This is a genomic window from Gilliamella sp. X-60 (assembly GCF_057063585.1).
Window position 1 is genome coordinate 1 of record NZ_JBXSQJ010000035.1, and the last position, 16,647, is coordinate 16,647.

At 34.4% G+C, this 16,647-nt stretch carries 16 protein-coding genes; 8 read left to right on the forward strand and 8 right to left on the reverse strand.

Annotated elements, in window-relative coordinates:
- The 3 genes from ACYIAM_RS12695 to ACYIAM_RS12705 all read left to right on the forward strand — a co-directional run.
- Nucleotides 1-125: EF-Tu C-terminal domain-related protein (locus tag ACYIAM_RS12695; protein ID WP_483746958.1), on the forward strand; the 125-nt coding region annotated here is incomplete at its 5' end.
- Between the two features lie 437 nt (nucleotides 126-562).
- Complete coding sequence (locus ACYIAM_RS12700) at nucleotides 563-1,525, forward strand: aldo/keto reductase (protein ID WP_483748518.1); 963 nt, start codon at nucleotides 563-565, stop codon at nucleotides 1,523-1,525.
- Between the two features lie 440 nt (nucleotides 1,526-1,965).
- Nucleotides 1,966-2,463 carry a hypothetical protein gene (locus ACYIAM_RS12705; protein WP_174797751.1) on the forward strand — a complete coding sequence of 166 codons (498 nt, stop codon included), beginning with the start codon at nucleotides 1,966-1,968 and terminating at the stop codon, nucleotides 2,461-2,463.
- Between the two features lie 335 nt (nucleotides 2,464-2,798).
- Here ACYIAM_RS12705 and ACYIAM_RS12710 read toward each other — a convergent pair whose 3' ends face one another.
- Both ACYIAM_RS12710 and ACYIAM_RS12715 read right to left on the reverse strand, forming a co-directional pair.
- Nucleotides 2,799-3,788, reverse strand: a complete 990-nt coding sequence (locus ACYIAM_RS12710; RefSeq protein WP_483748519.1) for a putative type VI secretion system effector — start codon at nucleotides 3,786-3,788, stop codon at nucleotides 2,799-2,801.
- 37 nt (nucleotides 3,789-3,825) lie between these two features.
- Nucleotides 3,826-4,623: a hypothetical protein gene (locus ACYIAM_RS12715; protein ID WP_483748520.1), complete on the reverse strand. Its 798-nt coding sequence runs from the start codon at nucleotides 4,621-4,623 to the stop codon at nucleotides 3,826-3,828.
- A gap of 239 nt (nucleotides 4,624-4,862) precedes the next feature.
- On the opposite strand from ACYIAM_RS12715, the gene ppnN reads away from it, so the two are divergent.
- The gene (gene ppnN, locus ACYIAM_RS12720; protein ID WP_483748521.1) at nucleotides 4,863-6,239 is read left to right on the forward strand and encodes a nucleotide 5'-monophosphate nucleosidase PpnN; all 1,377 of its coding nucleotides are present in this window, start codon (nucleotides 4,863-4,865) and stop codon (nucleotides 6,237-6,239) included.
- 99 nt (nucleotides 6,240-6,338) lie between these two features.
- On the opposite strand, the gene radA is transcribed toward ppnN, so the two are convergent.
- From radA to ACYIAM_RS12740, 4 genes are all read right to left on the reverse strand, one after another.
- Nucleotides 6,339-7,718 (reverse strand): DNA repair protein RadA, encoded by a 1,380-nt coding sequence (gene radA / locus ACYIAM_RS12725; protein WP_174797755.1) that lies wholly within the window; start codon nucleotides 7,716-7,718, stop codon nucleotides 6,339-6,341.
- Nucleotides 7,719-7,727: 9 nt separating this feature from the next.
- Nucleotides 7,728-8,702, reverse strand: coding sequence for a phosphoserine phosphatase (gene serB / locus ACYIAM_RS12730; RefSeq protein WP_483748522.1), 975 nt, complete (start codon nucleotides 8,700-8,702; stop codon nucleotides 7,728-7,730).
- Nucleotides 8,703-8,937: 235 nt separating this feature from the next.
- Nucleotides 8,938-10,227, reverse strand: a complete 1,290-nt coding sequence (gene rsmB / locus ACYIAM_RS12735) for a 16S rRNA (cytosine(967)-C(5))-methyltransferase RsmB (protein WP_483748523.1) — start codon at nucleotides 10,225-10,227, stop codon at nucleotides 8,938-8,940.
- A 33-nt stretch (nucleotides 10,228-10,260) separates the two neighbouring features.
- Nucleotides 10,261-11,604 carry a Na+/H+ antiporter family protein gene (locus tag ACYIAM_RS12740; RefSeq protein ID WP_174797758.1) on the reverse strand — a complete coding sequence of 448 codons (1,344 nt, stop codon included), beginning with the start codon at nucleotides 11,602-11,604 and terminating at the stop codon, nucleotides 10,261-10,263.
- Between the two features lie 174 nt (nucleotides 11,605-11,778).
- Between ACYIAM_RS12740 and ACYIAM_RS12745 the strand changes: the two genes are divergently transcribed.
- The 4 genes from ACYIAM_RS12745 (at nucleotide 11,779) to ACYIAM_RS12760 (ending at nucleotide 14,654) form a co-directional block, all read left to right on the forward strand.
- On the forward strand, nucleotides 11,779-12,651 hold the full coding sequence (locus ACYIAM_RS12745) for a shikimate dehydrogenase (protein ID WP_483748524.1): 873 nt from the start codon (nucleotides 11,779-11,781) through the stop codon (nucleotides 12,649-12,651).
- Nucleotides 12,652-12,764: 113 nt separating this feature from the next.
- The gene (aroD, locus tag ACYIAM_RS12750; RefSeq protein ID WP_483748525.1) at nucleotides 12,765-13,529 is read left to right on the forward strand and encodes a type I 3-dehydroquinate dehydratase; all 765 of its coding nucleotides are present in this window, start codon (nucleotides 12,765-12,767) and stop codon (nucleotides 13,527-13,529) included.
- A 203-nt stretch (nucleotides 13,530-13,732) separates the two neighbouring features.
- Nucleotides 13,733-14,149, forward strand: coding sequence for a hypothetical protein (locus tag ACYIAM_RS12755; RefSeq protein WP_483748526.1), 417 nt, complete (start codon nucleotides 13,733-13,735; stop codon nucleotides 14,147-14,149).
- A gap of 151 nt (nucleotides 14,150-14,300) precedes the next feature.
- Nucleotides 14,301-14,654 (forward strand): hypothetical protein, encoded by a 354-nt coding sequence (locus tag ACYIAM_RS12760; RefSeq protein ID WP_483748527.1) that lies wholly within the window; start codon nucleotides 14,301-14,303, stop codon nucleotides 14,652-14,654.
- 1,423 nt (nucleotides 14,655-16,077) lie between these two features.
- Here ACYIAM_RS12760 and ACYIAM_RS12765 read toward each other — a convergent pair.
- Complete coding sequence (locus ACYIAM_RS12765; protein ID WP_174797543.1) at nucleotides 16,078-16,485, reverse strand: NTF2 fold immunity protein; 408 nt, start codon at nucleotides 16,483-16,485, stop codon at nucleotides 16,078-16,080.
- Between the two features lie 75 nt (nucleotides 16,486-16,560).
- Nucleotides 16,561-16,641, reverse strand: a complete 81-nt coding sequence (locus ACYIAM_RS12770; protein WP_141670356.1) for an integrase core domain-containing protein — start codon at nucleotides 16,639-16,641, stop codon at nucleotides 16,561-16,563.
- Nucleotides 16,642-16,647: the final 6 nt, after the last annotated feature.

Consider the following 16,647-nt stretch of genomic DNA (forward strand, 5'->3'; position numbering starts at 1 on the left):
GTGATAACATTAAAATGACAGTATCATTAATTCACCCAATCGCGATGGCTGAAGGTTTACGTTTTGCGATTCGTGAAGGTGGTCGTACTGTTGGTGCTGGTGTTGTTGCTAAAGTTATTAAGTAATTTAACTTGCTACCATAAAGCGCAGCTATTGATGCGCTTTATCATCAGTAAAAAAGGTGCACATTGTGTGCCTTTTTTATTTTCTCATAAATAATCTCATCTATTTTTAGACTAAATTAGCTAGCTGAATTATATTGCTTTGCTCAAGTATTGTGAAATGCTACATTTCAGGTCTATTACATTAAATATTTATTAATATGGTTCCTCCAGTATCTAATGCTTATATTTAGCACGTTGATTGATAACCTAAAAGTAATTTTATAACTTAAAATTATGCATGAGCTTACTATTAATGAATTTAATTCAGGATACTATCAACTAATACCTTATTTATCTCAACGAATATAGCGTTTACAATAAACTCAGCAATAGAGGGTTATTGGCTTATTAGAAGTATAAAGTTTATTCGAATTCATTAATTAGCAAGAGAGGATTTTATGGAATATCTACAACTTGGCAATTCTAATATTCAAGTATCTCGTATTTGTTTAGGGTGTATGAGCTTTGGTGATCCTGCCAGTAAAATGCATGCATGGACACTTAATCCTGACCAGAGTGAAGTAATTATCAAACATGCGCTAGATTTAGGTATTAATTTTATTGATACAGCAAATACTTATTCAGCTGGTACAAGCGAAGAATATTTAGGGAGAGCAATTAAAAAAAACATAGCCCGCGAAAAAGTTATCCTTGCAACTAAAGTCTATTTTAATGAGGGACATCTTTCCAAAGCAGCTATTGAAAGAGAAATTAATGGTTCTCTTAAACGACTTGGTACTGACTATATAGATTTATATATCATTCATCGTTTTGATTATGCAACACCATTAGAAGAAACAATGGAGGCATTACATAATCTTGTCAAAGCAGGTAAAGTGAGAGCATTAGGGGCTTCCGCCATGTATGGTTATCAATTTTATAACATGCAACTTGTGGCTAAACAAAATGGTTGGACACCTTTTGTTTCGATGCAAAATCACTATAACTTACTGTATCGAGAAGATGAGCGAGAGTTAATTCCTATCTGCCAACAATTTAACGTCTCCTTAACACCATATAGCCCTCTGGCTGCTGGTAGGCTCACTCGTTTAGAATGGCAAGCGAATACATTACGCAGTAAAACCGATCAGATTGCTATCGCTAAATATGATAGCACGCAAAAAACGGATGCTATTATTGTGCAAAGAGTCAATGAACTTGCCAAAAAATATGGTGTAACAATGACTCAAATAGCGTTAGCTTGGCAATTTGCTAAGGGGATCACCTCACCAATTATTGGCGCAACTAAAACCAAGTATCTAGATGATGCTGTTGGCTCACTGAAGATCTCATTATCGAAAGAAGATATCATATATTTAGAAGATCAATATATGCCACATCGTATTGTTGGTGCGATTTGATTGGTGAGATGGGGGTGAGTTGTGCTTTTGCAAAAAGCAGATATAAAAATACAATATAATCAATGTTATTTATTAACTCGTCCAAAAATTAGGCTATTTTTGTTGGGTAGATAGATTGAGTGGCTTGTAGCTCTTCTGCCCAATTTTTACTTGCATAGATGGGCACTACAACTTTTTATGATTTTTTGCTGAAGCTATTATTTTAAACTTAGTTCAGCAAACTAGTTTAAGTTTACGATGTTTCGCTTAGAGTTCTTTTAAACCTTTGATATCTGCGTGTTGCATACCGCCGTATTTTTGTCACTATTTATAAAAAATTGAATTGATCATGCCGTATTTATGGCAAAGTGATCCTTTCCAATAAAAGTAAAGTATAATCAACATGGTGTACATACTCCTAAAAATATGAAGAGAATTACAAATGCTAAAGGCAGAAAATAATGTCATTATATTTACAAGAAAAATTGAAATTATCAGTTATTGAAAAAGAAAAAAAGGCAATTGTTCAAAATATCTCAAATAAATTACGGATTGATAGTGATTCAATAACGTTTCAATCGCATAATTATAATGTTTTTTTGTCAAAATTTATTGATAAGATTGAATATCAGCTTGTTGATTTATCAGTAAATGAAAATTTATTATTTAACCGATTTTGTGATTTTTTGAGTAGTATTAATAATAATGATTTAGTAGCTTTCCAAATTATAACTTGTAATACATATTATTATTTAAAATTGCATATTAATAATATTAAGCAAAATCCAACATTATTTTGGAATATGAAAGTAAAGAATAGTAACAAGAAGCTAGAGTGTTTGCTAGTGGCCATAAATAACTCTTTTGGGTTTTCAATTTTACCAACAGAGCATTTTTATGAATTAAGAATATGGAATGATAATAATCATATTATGGAAAATCGTAAATATTTAAAATAATAATATAGAAATTATAAAGTTTAAGTAGTAGGTACTATTATAGCTTGATTAATTTCTTTATCTTCACCGCCCCAGATAGCTATGAACCACTAGACGCAAATGATAACCAAGAATAACAGATTCGCTCCTTCTATACCGATCTGAATGGTTGTCAGGAAGCGCTGATGGATAAAATGGCAAAATATTATGAGAATACAGCTATCAGCTCTGGGGTAGACGAATTCAGGAAATTGGTTAAGAACCAATAGAGCAGATCAAACATAACTAATGACAAACACGGGATTTTGCCCGTGTTTTTGTTTCCAGAGCGGAATAAAACACTCAACAACTAACCATTATTGCCCATGGCTGTCATTGCTGCTTTCGGTATGAATAACGTTAATATAGCTAGGGATGGCTGGCGTATTAACATAAAAGAATGCCCATTGAATCCCGTCTATTTTTTTGGTTTGACGTAAATATTGTTTTAGTAATATATCGTCCTGAGAATCATCTTCTGATTGCTGATGTATATAATGATCAATAAACTCATTATATGTATCTTCATCAGTCGCTAAATATCCATTGTGATTTTCACAATATTGTTTATATAAATCGAATAATTTGTCGACAAAAACATTATATTCTTTTTCAATATCAAACGTTTTAGGATTACTATACCCCAAAGTCGCAAAAATCTTATCAGCAATAGCAGAACCAGATTTTGATTTTTTTAATGCAGAAGAGCATAAATAAGTTGGTAAAATAAAAACTAATCCCCCCATAACAGCCATAAGAAGTAGCGAAAAATCATTTTTAGAAAAGGCCATTACTACAAAATAAAAGAAAGTAAATACCCCCAATCCTCCAGCACCAATAAAGAAAATGCGCGGTAAAATAGGTATATTTAGTTTTGAATTGCCAGCTTCCGTTCCCTCTGTTGCATAAGGATGTAACCATAAAAGCTTATCGGCAGGACGGCGTAATGCATAAGCAAAATAGGTTCCACCAGATAGTGGATCAACAACCGCCTCCACGTAGTCTCCCTCATTAAAAAAGGTTCGACAAAATGCGCCTTCAATCACCTTATCACCTAATTTACAGCAAAAATACTGCTCAATATCAGCTGTATCGTAATCAATGTTTTGAATTTTTGCTGCATTTATTTTCATACTATTAGCCATAGAAACTAAATCTAAATGCCCTATTGTGAGTAAATTGACATCAGGGCGTCCAGCTAGTTTGCGAGCATTAAGATAACTTTCTTGCGTGTCATAGACCTCCAGATCGGTGATATAACCAGTAATAATTTGGTAATAATGGTTATCGCCTATATTCTGTTCCATATTTTTTATTCCTTATATTTATCTGTTCAATTATTTGTTATTTTTTGTTTCGTTCATCAATGACTTTAACCCAATTAGGTAAAGTTGGCGTTCTACAGTAGTAATCTGTTAATGCTTTAAATTGTTTTAACTTTTCAAAGTCAGGGGTCTGTGGATCGTTAAATATTTCAGGGTCATTGATTCGATACAATTTTTTAAAGCGTTCCTTTTCTTTTTCAGAATCATATTTCCACGGTTTTTCATACCCCAAACAGGCATAAATTTGATTGGAAATAAAAGAGTATCCTCCTCCACCCATCAAAAAAGCAGCAATAATTGCAATGATCCAACCCAAAAAACTGTATTTAAATATGTTAAAAATATAATTTAATGAACAACCGTTAAATAGTTCAATAATTAACAAAAAAAGCAGGATAACAACGGCAAATATCGTCATCAAAATAAAACTAACTTTTAAAAGTGCGAACGTTGTTAAACCAATATTTTGCGGGAAAATTATCGCATGTTGTTTTGGAATTCGTACTGCATAAGGCTGGTAAACATCATTTTTTTGTGGCTTAACAAGCATTTCAACATAATCGCCCTCATTAAAACCAATCGTGTTAAGTCTTCCCTCTACTTTTTTATTGCCGATATGGCAACAAAAGTGTTGCCCTTTTAAAGGTGGGCGGCAACAAATAAAAAAGCAAATAAATGCTATAATTGAACAAAACACCGCATAAAGATCTTTTTCTATTCGATCCGTCGCCGTCAGCTTAGTGTCAGTTTCTTGGTTATTTTGGCTTACCGTTAAACAACTGACTGTTCCTTTTAATAAACAAAAATCATTCTTCACAAATCACTCTCATTAATTAATTTATTGATTATTATTAAATATTATTTTTGAGATATCAATCTTATCTTTTAATCCACTATCAAGAGAAGTTATCAAAAAAACATAATTCTAATCATATTAAAAATATCAATCAACTAAAAAAGATATTTGAAGTTATTGAAGTTATCAACTTTACTTATTCAATCAGTTTGAGTATATAATGGTCGCCTTGTCGATAAAAACAACAAATGGAGGTTGTAATGATCACCCATATTAGCCCATTCGGATCCATGGATTTACTTGCTCAAGCTGAAGTCGATATTTTAAAAAAATCAGCCAATAGCGAGCTTTATAAATTGTTTAGAAATTGTTCATTGGCCACGCTTAATGCTGGAATTAAGACTGATAATACAAAAGATCTATTAGATAGATTCCAGTCTTTCGAAATTAATGTCATTAGTAAAGAGCGTGGCGTTAAATTAGAATTAGTTAATGCACCAGAAAGCGCTTTTGTTGATGGGCGAATTATTCGTTCGATCCAAGCCAATTTGTTTGCTGTATTACGTGATATCCTTTTTTTAAATAGTCAAATCAGCGCTGTTAAAGAGCTTATCTCTAATATCAAATTTGAAAGAGATCATTCGTTTTATATTACAAACTTGGTTTTTTCAATTTTACGTAATGCCAATGCACTCCATGTGGGGGAAGAACCCAATTTAGTTGTCTGCTGGGGAGGGCATTCCATTAACGAAAACGAATATTATTATGCTCGCCAAGTGGGAATGCAATTGGGCTTACGTGAGCTGAACATTTGTACCGGTTGTGGTCCTGGTGTGATGGAAGCACCAATGAAAGGAGCAGCTGTTGGTCATGCTCAGCAGCGCTATAAAGACAGCCGCTTTATTGGTATGACCGAACCATCAATTATTGCAGCGGAACCGCCTAATGCGCTAGTGAATGAACTAATCATTATGCCTGATATCGAAAAACGCCTTGAAGCTTTTGTGCGCATGGCACATGGCATTATCATTTTTCCTGGTGGACCAGGTACTGCCGAGGAGTTACTTTATATTCTGGGTATTTTATTAAACCCAGCCAATCAGCATCAAACACTTCCTCTTATCTTGACAGGACCTAAAGAATGCGAGGACTATTTTGCATCAATAGATAATTTTATTCGTAGCACATTAGGTGATGAGGCAACCAAGCTTTACCAAATCGTGATCGACTCGCCCGAACAAGTGGCACGTATTATGAAAGATGGCGTTAAACATGTTAAATCTTCACGCTTAAAAACTGGCGATGCTTATGGATTTAATTGGCTACTGAAAATTGATGAATCGCTACAACATCCTTTTGAGCCAACGCACGCCAATATGGCGTCATTAAATCTTCATCGTGATCAACCTGTGGAACTATTAGCCGCTGATTTGCGCCGTGCGTTTTCTGGTATTGTTGCTGGTAACGTAAAAGAGTTTGGTATGAAACAAATTAGCGAACATGGTCGATATAAATTACAAGGTGATATTGAAATTATGCAGCAACTTGATAATTTATTGCGTAGTTTTGTTAAACAAGACCGAATGAAATTACCAGGAGGAAGTGCTTATCAACCTTGCTATGAAATTTGTTATTAAAAATAAGGTTAGTCACAAATTTAATCGAAAATACATCCAATCTTATCCGCCGATAATCCTCGGCGGAGTAATTTTAACAATTGATAGTTAAGGTAGTTTTTAAAAATCACCTAAAATATCTAACGCTTCAGAAACTTTTTTAACGGCAAAAATCTGCATATTTTCGGGTTTCTTCTTTGGCATATTGGCAATAGGTACAATGGCCTTTTTAAACCCATGTTTAGCCGCTTCAGAGATACGCTCTTGTCCGCTTGGTACCGGCCGAATTTCGCCACCAAGACCAATCTCACCAAAAATAACAATATCTTGTGGTAGCGGACGATTGCGAAAACTCGAAACCAGCGCTGCTATCAATGCTAAGTCAGCACTAGTTTCAGTAACTTTAACGCCCCCTACAACATTTACAAAAATATCTTGATCGGCCATTTGTAATCCGCCATGCCGGTGCAATACCGCAAGCAATAATGCTAGTCGATTTTGATCTAATCCAACCGTTACACGTCTTGGATTACCATACATAGAGTGATCGACAAGTGCTTGTATTTCAACCAGTAATGGTCGGGTACCTTCCCACAATACCATAACCGAACTACCTGGTAGCATCTCATCACCACGGCTTAAAAAAATTGCTGATGGATTACTAACCTCTTTTAGACCTTGTTCTGTCATAGCAAACACGCCCAGTTCATTCACTGCTCCAAAGCGATTTTTATGACTGCGTAGCGTTCTAAAACGAGAATCAGCATCACCATCTAATAAAATTGAACAGTCAATACAGTGCTCAAGCACTTTTGGCCCAGCTAGTGAACCATCTTTGGTTACATGCCCAACCATAATAATGGCAATTCCTTTCGTTTTAGCAAACCGCGTTAAATAGGCAGCTGTTTCGCGAACTTGTGCAACACTACCGGGGGAAGATTGAATATCAGTAAGGTGCATCACTTGAATAGAGTCAATTACCATAAGTTTAGGTTGTGACTGTTCGGCAAGCAGGCAAATTTGCTCAATGCTTGTTTCGGACAGCATATTGATATTATCAGCCGGTAAACCCAAGCGATGTGCACGCATCGCAACTTGTTGAAGTGATTCTTCACCTGTAACATAAAGTGTATTCATTTGTGATGAGAGCTTACTCATGGTTTGCAGTAACAACGTACTTTTACCTGCACCAGGATTCCCCCCAATTAAAATTGCACTACCCGGTACGACGCCACCACCAAGCACACGATCAAATTCTGAAAAACCCGTTGAAAATCTTGGTAGTGCCTCTAAACTGATTTCGGATAATTTTTGAATTTTAGCCTGCCCAGCACCACTACCCGCATACCCCGTTAATCGGTCATTACGCGATGATGCGCTAGCAAGCCTAACTTCGGTAATGGTGTTCCAAGCATGACATGAGCTACATTGCCCTTGCCAACGCGGATAGTCTGCGCCACAATCATTACAAACATAAGCTCGCTTTACCGCTTTTGCCAATTTAATCTCCTAACCTTCACTTAATAAACTGGTTGATAAAATGCACCATAAACCCGTTAAATCAGCATAATTAATACTGATTCTTGCCTTTTCAACCACTTTGGGTTTGCCATGATAGGCAACGCCTAAACCCGCTATACGAATCATCATTAAATCATTGGCTCCATCACCAATTGCCACCGTTTGTTCAATGGGGATATTGAGTGTTGTTGCTAATTGTTGTAATGTCCTTGCTTTATATTTTGCATCAACAATTTGGCCATTCACTTTACCGGTTAACTTGCCATGTTTAATTTCTAACTCATTGGCATAGGCATCAACTAATTTTAATTTTTGCTTCAAGTGATCAGCAAAATAGGTAAAACCACCCGACACAATAGCAACATGCCAATTTTTTTTGTGCAATTCTTTTACTAAATAGGTCAACCCAGGCGTAAGGGGTAAGTTGTCTTTTACTTGCTGTAAAAGATCCTGATGTGCACCTTTTAACGTTGCCACACGTTTGCGCAAACTCGTTGCGAAGTCAAGTTCTCCACGCATCGCTTGTTCGGTCAAGGTCGCAACTTGCTGCCCGACACCATACAATTTAGCCAATTCATCAATACATTCTAGCTTAATCGCCGTTGAATCCATATCCATTACCAATAAACCTGGGGAATGGAGTGTAGGTAAATTGTCAATTGGCGAAACATCGATACCTAATGTTAATGCAATACTTTTAGCTTTTTTGGGCATGACACCGGCAATGCGAACAATCTGATAGGTTTTGATTTTCCATGATGATACAATCACCATAGGCATAGCAAGTTGATCTTGGAATTTTGATAAGACTGTTTTATTTAATTTTTTACCATAAATAATCCAACCTGTTTTACCTGCATTATAATCTAAAGGAACTACTTCACAACCATTTAATGAAAGTGGTAATCCTTGCCAATGTTGGATATTTTCAGGTAAATCATTGTAGGTGAGCGTGTAAGCCATATTAGAAAGTCTTCAGAACATAAAACAAGCCCAAAATTTACCATAACTACTACAGATTGTCCAAGTTAGGCTTTCGTTATTTTTCTACTTGCTTTTATACTAAAACACCATGTTACCTGAAACTTTTTGACAAAATAAAGATTAAACTTGGCACGTTATAGTTTGGGCTAATCTATTTATAGTCACCAATTGATAAATAAAAATAGACTTACTTAATTAAACACAAGCAAATTAATTACACTTTCTTTAATACTGCATAGAAAAAGCCATCACCACCATTTTCAGTAGGTAAAAATTGTTTAAGATCACCTTGTAATTTAGCGCGGGTATTTTCTTGTAAAAAACGCTCTATTTGTAATTTATTTTCGTCTGGTAGAATGGAACAAGTGGCATACACCAAAGTACCACCTGTTTTTAAATATGTCCAAATGTTATTTAAAATCGCATATTGCAATGCAGTTAATTGTGCTATATCGCTATCTCTTCTTAGCCATTTTATATCTGGATGTCGGCGAATAACGCCAGTTGCCGAGCAAGGGGCATCAAGCAAAATCCGATCAAATTGTTGTCCTTCACACCATTGTTCTGGAGTTAATCCATCGCCAACTTTAACTTCGGCATGTAGGTTTAAGCGTATTAAGTTTTCGTGAATGCGCTTAACTCGGCTGGGATCAATATCAACGGCTAAAACTTGTGCTTTTGGGGCAACTTCTAAAATATGTGTGGTTTTACCACCAGGCGCTGCGCACATATCCAAAATATACTCGCCATTTTGTGGTGCTAACAAATAAGCTGCATATTGAGCAGACAGATCTTGTACCGTAACAGCACCATTATCAAAATATGGTAATTTAGTCACATTCACAGGCGACAATAATCGCAGTGCACAAGGTAGCTCAGCAAAGGTGTCAGACTCAATTTGTTGCTCAGCAAGTAATTGTTGGTACTCAGTGACTGTATATCGATTAAGATTAACCCGTAACCACATTGGTGGCTTATGATTATTAGCACTAACAATAGCCTGCCACTGCTGTGGATAGGCTTGTTTAAGGCGAGCTAACAGCCAACTTGGGTGTAATGATTGCTGGTTTTGTTGTTTGTTATCTTGCGTAAATTTTTGTTGTAATGAGGTTTGCTGGCGTAAAAATTCGCGTAATACGCCATTGATTACCCCCTTAAGTTGTGTCTTTTTCAGTGTGTTGACAGCATTCACTGTTTCGCCAACTGCGGCATGTTCTGGGATTCGGGTATAAAGAATCTGGTAAATTCCCACTAACAATAGATAGTGCAAAATTCTATTTTTACCGGTTAACACTTTACTCATTAAGGTGTGAATATAAAAATTAAGTTCTGGCAATACTCGCATTACACCAAAACAGATCTCTTGCACCAACGCTTTATCTTTATCGGCTATTTTATGATTTAAAGTTATCAATGTAGCGCTTAATGATTGACCTTCTTCTAGCACATTAAAAATAGTTTGTGCACAAATAGCTCGAATATTTTGATGTGATCGATTATTCATAATGATAGTGACCTAAATTCAACAATATGCTGATTATAAAATTAATGATCCAACCCAACCGGCAATAAATAACGGAATATTAAAATGGGTAAATGTTGGGATAACGCTATCGCGAATATGGTCATGTTGCCCATCATGATTTAGCCCTGAAGAAGTGGCTAAAATGGTATCTGATGGTGGCGATCCTGCATCACCGATTGCACCAGATGCGCCAATTAAACATACGGTTGCAATTGGCGAAAAACCAAGCTGTACACAAAGAGGCACATAAACTGCAGCAATGATAGGAACTGTCGAAAATGACGAGCCAATACCTAAGGTAATAATCAGCCCAATCAACATCATAACAAAAGCAGCAATTACTTTATTGCCGGCAAATAAAGTCGCGCTATGAATCACAAGTGGCTCGATTTCATGAGTCTGTTTTAATACTTCGGCAAAACCTTGTGCTGAAATCATCACAAAACCGATCATTGCCATCATTTTGATACCATCAGTAAAAACGCCATCCGCTTCGCCCCATTTAATCGAACCCGATACAATAAAACAAATAAAACCAATTAAAGCGCCTAAAATCATTGACCCTGTATAAAGTTGAACAGTAAAGGAAAGAACAATGGCTAATAATGAAATAATTAGTGAGCGTTTATTCACATTGTTTAACGCATCTAAATTCGCCTCGCCTCGAATAATTTTATATTCTCGGGGCTTACGATAACTGACGAAAATAGCCCATAATAAACCCATAAACATACCTAACGCTGGAATCGCCATTGCATGCATCACATTAACATGGCTAACATCCATGCCAGATGCAGTAATATTTTTTAATAATATTTGATTTAAAAAGATATTCCCAAATCCCACCGGTAAAAACATATAAGGTGTAATTAGCCCAAATGTCATAATACAAGCAATCATCCTTCTATCGAGCTGTAATCGCGACATCACATATAAAAGTGGCGGAATTAAAAGTGGAATAAAGGCAATATGAATAGGAATAACATTTTGTGAGGAAATACTAACTAACGCAATAATGACTATCAAAACCCATTTAATACGTTTTTTCGCATCGCTTGAGGTAAGCTGCTTGATCGCTTTATCTGCCAATAATTCAGGTAACCCCGATTTTGATATTGCCACTGCAAATGCACCTAACATCGCATAAGAAAGCGCAATATTTGCCCCATTGCTGATCCCAGTATTGAATGCATCAATGGTTTCTTTCAACGATAAATGGCTAAATAGCCCACCAACAAATGCACCAATAATTAAGCTAATAACGACATGAACACGGCAAAGGGACAAAATTAACATACAAATTACCGCAACCACAACTGCATTTATTGACGAGAACAAATCAAGCACTGTATTCATAAATAGATTCTTAGTTGAGAAGCAAAGCTTATTATTTTAGGTGATAGATATTGAAAGTGCAATCAATAGTGTATACTCACTTCTTTTTAATATACAAAACTAAACGCCTGTTGCTAAAGAATATTAAAAATAGAAAGCCTTATAGGCAAATAAGGCTATTGTGGAGTGCGGTGAATGAGAAATAATATAGACGGACATTTTTTATTAATTGGTTTAATGGCTTACCCTATTCGCCATAGTTTATCCCCTCAAATGCAAAATACCATTTATGCTAAACTGAATGTACCCTATGTTTATTTAGCATTTGAAGTTGATCAAGAAAAACTGCCTGATGCAATTAAAGGAATTCGGGCATTGGGTTTACGTGGTAGTGCGATATCTATGCCTAATAAACAGCTTGTCTGCCAATATCTTGATAAGCTAACACCAGCTGTCGAATTGAGTGGAGCATGTAACACTATTTCAAATGATAATGGGGTTTTAACTGGTTATAACACTGACGGAATGGGTTATATGCGTATGCTTAAAGAAGCCAACATTAATGTGATAGGAAAAAAAATAACTATCCTTGGTGCGGGAGGCGCTGCGACAGCTATTGTGGTACAAGCTGCACTTGATGGTGTAAAACAGATCACCATCTTTAACCAAAAAGATGAGTGCTATGCCAAGATCGAAGCGGTTGCAAAAAAATTGAATCAAAATACCCAATGTCATGTGCGTGTTATCGATCTGGCAGATAAAGATCAGCTACGCCAAGAAATTGCAACGAGTGAGGTTCTTTGTAATGCAACAGGTGTCGGGATGAAACCATTAGAAGGACAAAGCTTAATTACTGATCCAACAATGTTAAGTCCTGATCTTGTTGTTACAGACTGTATTTACAGTCCACGTAAAACAAAACTACTCGAAATAGCTGAACAACAAGGCTGTAAAACATTAAATGGTATAGGTATGATGTTATGGCAAGGCGCTGCGCAAATAAAAATTTGGACAGGTGAAGATGCCCCTATTGAATATGTGAAAGAACAAATGGGCTTTAATGATTAGTTGAACTAAGTGTTATTACATTACATCAACTTTTTTTACTCTTTTGTTTTATTTGATATAACCGATAAAATAAAACCCTATAATAAACGCATCGACGATTAACAGGATATAAAATGAAAACAGTCACTATCAAACAACTTAAGATCGGTTTGGGCGCGCCCAAAATTATTGTGCCAATTGTCGGTAAAACTAAAGCGGAATTAATTGATGAAGTTAAGTTTTTACAATCTATTGATTTTGATGTTTTAGAGTGGCGTGTTGATCACTTTACGAACGTTGATAATATCAATGCAGTAAATGAGATGGCAAAGACAATAGGCGATTTATTACCGAATAAACCTCTTTTATTCACCTTTAGAACCGCAAATGAAGGTGGTGTCAAACCATGGCCATTAACATCATATATTGAATTAAACAAAGAAATGGCTTGTAGTGGACTTGTCGATTTGATTGATGTCGAATTATTTATTGGCGATGATTACGTAAAAGATATGATTACTGTTGCACACAAAAACCAAGTATTTGTTGTTGCATCAAACCATGATTTTGAAAAAACACCCGCTAAAAGCGATATCATCTATCGATTAAGAAAGATGCAAGACCTTGGTGCCGATATACCTAAAATTGCCGTCATGCCACAAACAACTAATGATGTGTTAACCTTGCTTGCTGCAACAACTGAAATGAACGAAAAATACGCCACAAAACCCATTATTACCATGTCGATGGCCGGTCTTGGTGCTGTTAGCCGTATAGCAGGTTCAACATTTGGCTCAGCAATGACCTTTGGTGCTGCTAAAAATGCATCAGCACCCGGTCAATTAGATGTCAAACAATTACGATATATTTTAGACGCATTATATCAAAGCCACAGTTAATCGCTTAAATCACTAGGTTAGGGGCTGTTGATCTTCTACTTTTACAATAAACGAACGCATTGCAACACACTAGAAGGTATTTTATATCGAATTTGAATACCATAGCTATGGTTATCATAGGTACAGTCCCATTTGATGAGCTTCAACGAATAAAAAGATATAATTGCAGACAGACACGTATTTTTGACATATGGCATTAACATATGAACATATTATTTTCGACATATACCAAGTTTTTTGATATTGAAATTGAGAACAATAAGGCAGTTGAAATTAGAAAAGCGATTATTCATAATTTTAGAAAGCCTTTTATAAAACAAGATATGCAAACCCATGGTCCGTTGTGGAATCAATACATGTCGCCTCAAGGAGCAATGGATATTCGCCATCTTGATATAGATATAAATATACAGGGTTATATACTAGTTGATGGAAAAGGAAAAAATATGCAGCTATATTTATCTTCTTTAAAAAATTTTTTATCTTATCTTGAAAATAGACGTGATGGTTTATTTCCGGCTACTTATTTTGTTAATAAAGATTTTACCTTTTGTCTTGGCGAAAATGGCGAAAGAGGAACAATGAAACCTATTTATGTATATAAAGGAATAAAAATCTAAACAAAATCAGGATAACGTATTTACCCACTAAAACTGAGTCTGCCAAAGGGGAAAGATATATGGCACCTTAAGAAATAACAACAGGCTTTTGCTACTGATGTTTATTAGGTCAGTCTCAAACGTTACATTCTTCGTGGAGCTATTTGTCAATATGTATTGCGATTTCATTGATGAAAAAAAGGCATTTGCAGATTTAAAAAAAATAATGCGCTTATGGGATATAAATGATAATTCACAGCGGTTAATGGATTTATTCTTTGAGCAATTAGTACGTTCTAAATGGGATAGGCACAGAATATATAACTTTGCTTTTGTATATATAAAAGATAACTTATCTGATTCGGATTATGATGATATACCTGAAGCTGCTTTTGATTATTTAGCGGATATAGAATCATCGATTATTGGTTATTGTAGCTATGATTCATTTTTGAAAATTCCTGATGAGCCACACAATAAAAATGAACTAATAGCTTATGTTAGAGGTCAAAAATGGAAGAATTGATGTATCTATAATAACTTTTATTTAAAGTTAGCTGGAATATGTTTAATTTACTCATTCAAATTCCAATTCTTGGTGTGATAGATATATTCATCATACATATTGCCACTTAAGGTTTAAATTATTTACTCGGTATAAAAATACATCATACTAAAATATTTGTATCAATAAATCCAATCTCGAAAATATTTACTCTCATTTTGTATTAATTTCAAATTTTCTTTTAACTCTTTTACGTCTCTTAATTCTTCTGCTTCACGAGGTAAGTTACGAATTAATAAATTTGCATTTTTCATTAATAGTTTAAACAAATGATTGGAGCTATTGCACCGCTATATACTATTTCGTGTTTATCATACCTATTATTTATAAATCTGATACTACAAATTTTATTAACTAAAAAAACTCAAAATAGAATGGTCCATCCATAAAGATAAAATGGACTATGTTCTTTTGTTGAATTTTATGAGCTTCTTTTAACCACCAGTTTAATATAATTACTGTGAAATCGTCCCATTTTTCGTCTGGAAAGCAAATATCTCCGATTTGAAAATATATTTCCGAAAATACTTGAGTTGATATTTTACTTTTTGATACACGAATAGTATCAGAAGTAATTATTAAATTAATCATTATAGTTACACAATCCAAAAACTGTATATTCTATTTTAAAAAATTTATTTTAACTTGCTTAGCTTCAAAATTATTTCTTTATAATCATTTTTATAAAAATCATTTTTAGCTTTATTATACATTTCTTCAAAAGAAGCGATAAATAGATCTATATAGTTATTTGGAATGGATTCATTACGATTTAAAATCTTTTTTATTTCAATGTAAAAATTTCTTTCTGATTTCGCTTTAGGACTTATATTTAGAATTGATAATAGGTAATCCCATTTTTTGTTGTCCTTATAAAACTGAGGAAATTCAGTAATAAATAAACATAGTAATCAATTTTCTTAATAGTTTTTAATTCATTGAAAAAATCAAAAAAATCATTTAAAGGAGGCAGGCTATATCGTTCTATCATATTACCTATACAAGATACTATATTTATAATGGTTTCTTTGTTTAAATTTTCATTTTTATACAATTGGATTAATTGTTCAGCTAATGAGATTGTAAATATCCCAAACTTAGTACACAACTCACGTAGAAAATCATGCTGCTTGTTTTAGTGTTTTATACTCAATCGGTGTCATGTTATTTAGTGCTTCATGCCAGCTTCTTTTAAAATAGCGACGATTTGATGTTCAGTCATTTTTTTCATAATTAAATCCCCTTTACTTTTATCATAGAGAATTTTCTACTTTTTTGCTGTACTATTTTAGGGGATAGTTACATTTTGCATCGTATTTGGTTAACAGTAGACAAATTGATAATGCTGATGTTGTCGATCGGATCATAAGCTAGTTTTTAGCTGTTACAGTACATATTTTTTCCATTTATTGTCAGAGTCATCATAAACTTCTTTTTTATCAATACGCCACTCATGATTTGTATAATGCAGAGTATAGCGAAATTGATCTTCAACCCCATGTTGTTCTTGGGTATAAATAGCTGCTTTATTACCTTTTAATTCTTCAATTTTTAATATCTTTTCATCTGGCGAATATTCAGGCGGATTTCCACACCCTAATGAAATTTGCCTACCATATTTTCGTTCTTTTTTTGTGCAAAATTTATTAAATATAAAATTTAAATCATTCATCATTTTTAAACGAATATCATTTGATGAATCATTTTTTACTAATGGATAATAATGAACTTCCCAATGATTCATAGCAATAATAAATTCTTTTAATATATTTTTCGCAATTTCAATATCCATTTAGTTCACCTCATTTTTAAAAACATGATTTAACGTGTAAATACCCCAAACCTAGTACACAACTCACGTAGAAAATCATGCTGCTTGTTTTAGTGTTTTATACTCAATCGGTGTCATGTTATTTAACGCCTCATGCGGTCTTTCGGTATTATAAATCGTTAA